General features: G+C 61.8%; 8 protein-coding genes. All 8 read left to right on the top strand.

The annotated features are described in order from the left end of the window. The coding region (locus Y708_RS29580; RefSeq protein ID WP_035775216.1) for a hypothetical protein at positions 1 to 339 on the top strand (339 nt) is incomplete at its 5' end. 109 nt (positions 340 to 448) lie between these two features. Then, a complete protein-coding gene (locus Y708_RS31465; protein ID WP_343212946.1) occupies positions 449 to 625 on the top strand; it encodes an NAD-dependent epimerase/dehydratase family protein in 177 nt (58 codons plus the stop codon). 29 nt (positions 626 to 654) lie between these two features. Next, a complete protein-coding gene (locus Y708_RS22680; protein WP_343212947.1) occupies positions 655 to 1,284 on the top strand; it encodes an SDR family oxidoreductase in 630 nt (209 codons plus the stop codon). Between the two features lie 120 nt (positions 1,285 to 1,404). Then, positions 1,405 to 1,713, top strand: coding sequence for an ArsR/SmtB family transcription factor (locus Y708_RS0103930; protein WP_051478594.1), 309 nt, complete (start codon positions 1,405 to 1,407; stop codon positions 1,711 to 1,713). 11 nt (positions 1,714 to 1,724) lie between these two features. Next, positions 1,725 to 2,207 (top strand): SRPBCC family protein, encoded by a 483-nt coding sequence (locus Y708_RS0103935; RefSeq protein WP_028278923.1) that lies wholly within the window; start codon positions 1,725 to 1,727, stop codon positions 2,205 to 2,207. A gap of 74 nt (positions 2,208 to 2,281) precedes the next feature. Next, entirely contained in the window at positions 2,282 to 2,896 is a 615-nt protein-coding gene (locus tag Y708_RS0103940) for a flavin reductase family protein (RefSeq protein WP_028278924.1), read from the top strand. 414 nt (positions 2,897 to 3,310) lie between these two features. Then, entirely contained in the window at positions 3,311 to 4,102 is a 792-nt protein-coding gene (locus tag Y708_RS22685) for an extracellular solute-binding protein (RefSeq protein WP_051478563.1), read from the top strand. A gap of 148 nt (positions 4,103 to 4,250) precedes the next feature. Beyond that, on the top strand, positions 4,251 to 6,068 hold a 1,818-nt coding region (locus Y708_RS22690), incomplete at its 3' end, for a DUF6807 family protein (protein WP_051478564.1).

Consider the following 6,068-nt stretch of genomic DNA (forward strand, 5'->3'; position numbering starts at 1 on the left):
GACGGCGGCTCACTCGACTCGGACCTCGGTCTCGGCCTGGGTGTTGACGCAAACGTCGATGCCAACGTGGACAGCACTGTTGACAGCAATGTCGACGGCGACAACAACGGCAGCCTCACCTCGGACCTGGGCCTCGGCCTGGGTGTTGACGCCAACGTGGACAGCAATGTCGATGGAAACGTCGACGATGACAACCACTACAGCGACAACAACGGCAGCCTCACCTCAGACCTCGGCCTGGGGCTTGGATTGAGCCTGATGCTCGACAGCGTTCTGGATATCTCCAGCGACAATGACGAGCACAACGATGACGAGATTCTCACCGGACTGTTCTGCTAGCCAGAACGCGTTGAGAAGAGGGATGCCGCCTGAGTGATCAGGCGGCATCCCCTCGTTCGCCTCGGCTCCCTGGGGAAATAAACCGGCCCGGCCGGACGCTGCTAAGAACATGACTAAACCTCTTGCAGTCACAGGTTCAACCGGATATGTCGGGGGCGCAGTTGCGCACGCGCTTGCCAACGACGGTTACGACCTGACCCTCCCCGTCCGCGACGTTGGGCGCGCGCCTCAGCTGAAGGGCGCGCGGGCGGCAGAGTTCAGCTACTCGGACAGCGTGCCTCGATAGCGGTCCTGGAAGGCTCGGAAACCCTTTTCATGGTCTCCGCCGGCGAAGCGGTGGACCGCGTTCAACAACATTTCAACTTCATTGACGCTGCCAGGGAAGCCGGCATTCAACACGTTGTCTACACGTCCTTCTTCGGGGCCGCAGCTGACTCGGTTTTCACTCTGGGCCGGGATCACTGGGCAACAGAGCAGCATCTCCGGCAATCCGGGATGGACTTCACCATCCTTCGGGACAACTTCTACATCGACATCCTGCCGCAGCTCGCGGGCAACGACGGCGTAATCCGCGGCCCAGCCGGCAATGGCGGCGTGTCCGCTGTGGCACGGGACGACGTGGCCCGCTCCGCCGTCGTCGTACTCCGGAATCCCGCCGCCCACATCGGCAGAACCTATGATCTCACCGGCCCGGAAGTGCTCACGCTTGCCGAGGCCGCCGCCGTCATCAGCACGGCTACCGGGCGCAGTGTCCGCTACCAGCCCGAAACCAGCGACGAAGCCTACGCATCCCGCGCTCACTTTGGCGCACCGCGTTGGCAGTTGGACGCCTGGGTGAGCACGTACAGCGCTATTGCCACAGGGAATCTTTCAGGAACGACGACGGCGGTCCATGACCTCACAGGGCGGCCGCCGTTGAGCCTGGCCGATTTTCTCAAAAACTAGCCCACTGAAGTGCTTGACCGTGTCTGGGTGCAGTTGTAATCTGTTAATCAATTAATTGGTTGATAAACAAAAAGGTTGATCAAAGTGGACCCGACGGATGATGATCTCGACAAGGCCTTCATGGCCCTCGCGGACCCCGCACGGCGACAGATTATCGTCCGGCTCAGCCGTGGTCCGGCCACGGTGAATGACCTTGCGCAACCCTTCGACATTTCCAAACAAGCTGTGTCGAAGCATATTCAGGTGCTTGAGCACGCCGGACTGGTCACCCGCACACGTGACGCCCAGCGCCGGCCCGTGTACCTGAATCCCCAGAGGCTTGAAGCGCTCACCGCATGGATCGACCAGTATCGATTGGTCCACGAGAGCCAGTTCCGCAGCCTCGATGAAGTACTAAAATCCCAATCCGCCGCACGCGGCAAGCATTGAAAGGATCCATCATGAGTAACGCATTGAAAGTCACAGTTCCCGACGGCGCGCCCTTCATCGATTTTGAGCGCGAGTTCGACTACTCCGTGGCCGATGTGTTCAGGGCCCACAAGGAACCGGAACTCGTTGCCCAATGGCTCGGTCCGAGGGGATTGACCATGGACATCGACCATTACGATTTCCGCACCGGCGGATCGTATCGCTACACACATTCGCGCGGCGACGAGTCGTACGGCTTTTCCGGGGTCTTCCACACCGTCCGCGAGAACGAGTTTGCCGTCCAGACTTTCGAGTTTGACGGCTACCCGGATGTTGTCAGCATCGAGTTCCTCACCTTCGAGGACCTTGGCAATGGCCGCACCAGGCTCCGCGCCCATTCCGTGTATCCGACGTTGGAGGCACGCGACGGCATGGCACAGTCCGGAATGGAGGATGGCATGTCTGAGGGCTACGAACGGCTCGAGGAACTCCTCTCTTCCGTCCGATCACACTAACCAGAACGACGACGGTGCGCATCCGGGTGCGCACCGTCGTCGTCCGGTGATCCGCCGTCCCCTAGGCTCGACGTATGCGCAAGGACTTCAGCAGAGACCACACTTCACCGTCCGGCTTCTACCGCCTGCTCACGGCAACCGTGGTTCCGCGGCCCATCGCCTGGGTGTCCTCACGATCCGCCGAGGGGGTCGACAACTTGGCACCACACTCGTTCTACACGGTGGCGTCAGTCCGGCCGCCGATCATCCAGTTCACCTCAGTTGGCGAGAAGGATACTCTGCGCAATATCCAAGCCACCGGCGAGTTCACGGTGAACCTCGCGACCGAGGACCTGTTTGAGCAGGTCAACGCGACTGGCACGGCTTTCGATGCGGACGTCAGCGAGTACGACGCCGCTGGCCTGACGCGGGAGCCGAGCCTCACCATCGCTGCACCAAGGGTGAAGGAATCCCCCGCGGCCCTTGAGTGCAGGCTCCACCACATACTCCCGATGGGTGACTGCACCCTGGTGTTCGGCGAGGTGATGCACGCGGCCATCTCCGAAGAAGTTTTGGACGGAACACATCCCCGCATCGATCTCTTGAAGCCGCTGTCCCGTCTGGGCCGGGACGAATGGGGTACGGCCGGCCAAATCCGCACCATCAAACGCATCCGGGTTGACGAATGGCCGGGGCACTTCCGTGGTTGAGTGGACCTAATCCTGCACCTTCTGCGGAGCCTCCCTACAAAACGGCCCATTCTGGCGGAGTCTGGCTGGGACAAAAGGCCACACGAAGGCCTGGAAAGTGCGGGATTGGGTCCGGGCACCGAAGAACGGTAGATTCCCTCCAAGCGCCTGCAGCGACGTCACGAGAAAACGTTTTCATTGACGTGTGGCGGATCACATACTATTCTCGACAAGAACCATCGAGAAAGCGTTTTCTCATCACGACGAAGACACGGCGTCGGCACAGGTCTACAGAAGGTTTGGATATGGACGTTCGGCTTCACACGAATTGCAGGGTTCGCCGCTGCAACCTCGCGCCGGCAAACCGCTGGAAGGGGTGGGCGAATGTCAGCGCTAGGTGAAATGTCCCGCCTCAAGCGGGCGCCACGGACGGCTATGAGGAAGTTGACTGATGCTGAGAAGAAAGAGGAGCGCGCCATTCCGGATGACACCACCTGGACGTGGGAAGACTATTACCGGATCTCCGCCGAAATCAGTGAAAACCTGGGAGAGGTGAAGGGTACCGACTACGGCGCACTGGACGCCGACCTTCGGATCTGGCTTCGCCAGAACGGCGAGACCCTCTATAACCAGGAAGGCGGCGTCGGGTACACGCCGGAAACCGTAACGGCCTGGTTTGAACACCTCCTCAACGTCCGTGACACTGGCGGAGGAGCCAGCCCGGCACAGTTCACCGAAGCTGCGGCCGGCACCTTCGAGACGGAAAACTTCCCCACCAACCAGACCGCCATGGGTTGGTACTGGTCCAACCAGCTCGGCGCCCTGCGCTCCGCCACCGGAGATGACATCCGGATGCTCCGCGTCCCATCCAGCACCGGCAACGCCGCCGACAACGGTATGTACTACAAGGCGTCCATGTACTGGTCCATCTCCAGCCAGTCAAATAACCAGGAAGAGGCTGCAGCATTTGTGAGCTACCTGGCCAACGATCCCGAGGCAGCCAAGAAGATGCTGGTGGACCGTGGAGTACCGGCCAACCCGGAGATGGCCGAGGCCGTCCAGCCGGAGCTGGATGAATCGGACCAGTCCGTGGTGGCGTTCCTTGAGGACATCGCCCCCAACGTTGCAGATTCCCCCATGCCATCCCCGGTGGGAGCCGGCACAGTTCAGGAAACCATTGTCCGTTACGTGTCGGAGCTGATGTTTGACAACGTCACACCGGAGTAGGCAGCCGAACAAATGACAACCGAGATTGAAGGCATGATCAGCGCAGGCTGATCGTTCGCTGATCAAAGTGCCCCGAAGCTGTCCACCGCTTCGGGGCACTTGTCCACTTACGGCGGAACACGGCCGCCACCACGAAGAAAGTGACACGATGCTCAACTCCGCTACCCATGCCCCAGGGAACGCTGCGCAGAACGTCCCGGGCGCAGCCATTCCGCGGCTCGCGTTGGTGGGGGTGCACGGGTACGGTGCCAGCCACCTTGAGAACATCGCCCGGCTGGAAATGGGTCATGCGGCTGAACTGGTTGCCGTGGCCGACCCCAATCCGCCATCCCCAGGTGTACTTGGCGGATTGGTGCAGATTTTTGAAGATCTTGACCAGTTGCTCTCTGCGGGTGTGTCACCCGACGTCGTCGTCATCGCCGCCCCCATCCAGGCGCACGCGCCGCTGGCACTGGCCGCACTGGCCGCCGGCGCGGATGTATATCTGGAGAAACCACCTGTCGCGTCGATGGCGCAGTTCAATGAACTCCTCCTCGCTGCCGAAGCCGCAGGTGCCGCCGTTCAAACAGGCTTCCAAAGTGCCGCCGTTCAAACAGGCTTCCAAAGTATGGGATCTGCGGCGCTGAACCGCATCGAATCGCTCATCGACTCCGTCCGGATCGGATCGGTGCAGGGGATCAGCGCAGCGGGGACCTGGACGCGGACCCGCGGCTACTTCAAGCGTTCCCGGTGGGCCGGAAAACGGACCTTGAACGGCGTCGAGGTGGTGGACGGCGTCACCACCAATCCGCTGTCCCACGCCGTCGCAACAGCGCTCGCGATAGCCGGTGCGCGAACCGCCGCCGACGTCGCCTCCGTGGAAACGGACCTTTACCGGGCCCACGAGATCGAGTGTGACGATACGTCGACCATCCGCGTCCGTACCGCGTCGGGCACGGTGGTCACCTGCGCACTGACCCTCTGCAGCCCCGACCAGACCCCGCCGAGCATCACTATCCACGGCACGAGCGGTTCAGCAGTGCTGTACTACACCACCGACAAGCTGATAACGACGACGGCGGATGGAGACGTGACCGAGCATTTTGACCGCGCCGACCTACTCGAAAACCTGCTGGAACATCGTGCGTCGGGGGCACCGCTGATCAGTTCACTCAAGGATTCGGGCGCTTTCATGAGGATCATGGAGGCGGTCCGCACCGCGGAGCCGCCGCAGCTCATCCCATCGGAGCACATCCAGTGGATCGGCCAAGGCGACGACGCACATCCGGTGATCGCGGGAATTTCGGAACTGGTGCGCCGGGCGGGGAAGTCACAGGCAACCTTCAGTGAACTCGGGGCACCATGGGCGCGCACCCTGCCTGCCGTCAACCGGTTCCAGCTCGGCGACCGGGAGGTGGCACGGTACCTGGACGGCACCCACGTCATGCCCACGTCCTCTCCGCGACCCTACCTGCATCCTGTCTCGACTCTCGCCGGGACCGTAGTGAGCGACCATCTACCCTTGGACCACGTGTGGCATCTTGGCGCAGGCGTGGCAATCCAGGATGTCAATGGCGTCAATTTCTGGGGCGGGCGAACGTACCGGCGTGAAGCGGAAGCGTACGTTTGGCGTGACGATCACGGGCGCATCCAACGGACGTGTGCGGTACAGTCCGCGGATTCGCTGGAGGAAACTCTCAGCTGGAACGGGCCGGACGGCGCCACGCTGCTGCATGAGGCACGCCGCTGGCGCTGGCAGAAAGTGGCAGACGCAGTGTGGTCACTGACCTTGGAATTTGCACTCAGTCCGGCAGCGGATAAACCGGTCAGCCTGGGCAGCCCCGGTTCCAACGGGCGGACGGGCGGTGGTTACGGAGGGTTCTTCTGGCGCCTTCCCTCGTGCACCGCCGTCGATATGCGCACCTCTGACCGGTCCGGAGAAGATGCAGTGCACGGCAGCAACGCCCCGTGGCTTTCCTGGCGGGCC

Source organism: Arthrobacter sp. H5 (assembly GCF_000520595.1).
Lineage (GTDB): Bacteria > Actinomycetota > Actinomycetes > Actinomycetales > Micrococcaceae > Arthrobacter_D.

Excerpts from the sequence above, each read along its gene's own strand:
- Y708_RS0103940 (WP_028278924.1), top strand. The coding sequence starts at position 2,282 with ATGCGCAAGGACTTCAGCAGAGACCACACTTCACCGTCCGGCTTCTAC.
- Y708_RS31465 (WP_343212946.1), top strand. The coding sequence starts at position 449 with ATGACTAAACCTCTTGCAGTCACAGGTTCAACCGGATATGTCGGGGGC.
- Y708_RS22680 (WP_343212947.1), top strand. The coding sequence starts at position 655 with ATGGTCTCCGCCGGCGAAGCGGTGGACCGCGTTCAACAACATTTCAAC.
- Y708_RS22685 (WP_051478563.1), top strand. The coding sequence starts at position 3,311 with ATGAGGAAGTTGACTGATGCTGAGAAGAAAGAGGAGCGCGCCATTCCG.
- Y708_RS0103935 (WP_028278923.1), top strand. The coding sequence starts at position 1,725 with ATGAGTAACGCATTGAAAGTCACAGTTCCCGACGGCGCGCCCTTCATC.
- Y708_RS0103930 (WP_051478594.1), top strand. The coding sequence starts at position 1,405 with ATGGCCCTCGCGGACCCCGCACGGCGACAGATTATCGTCCGGCTCAGC.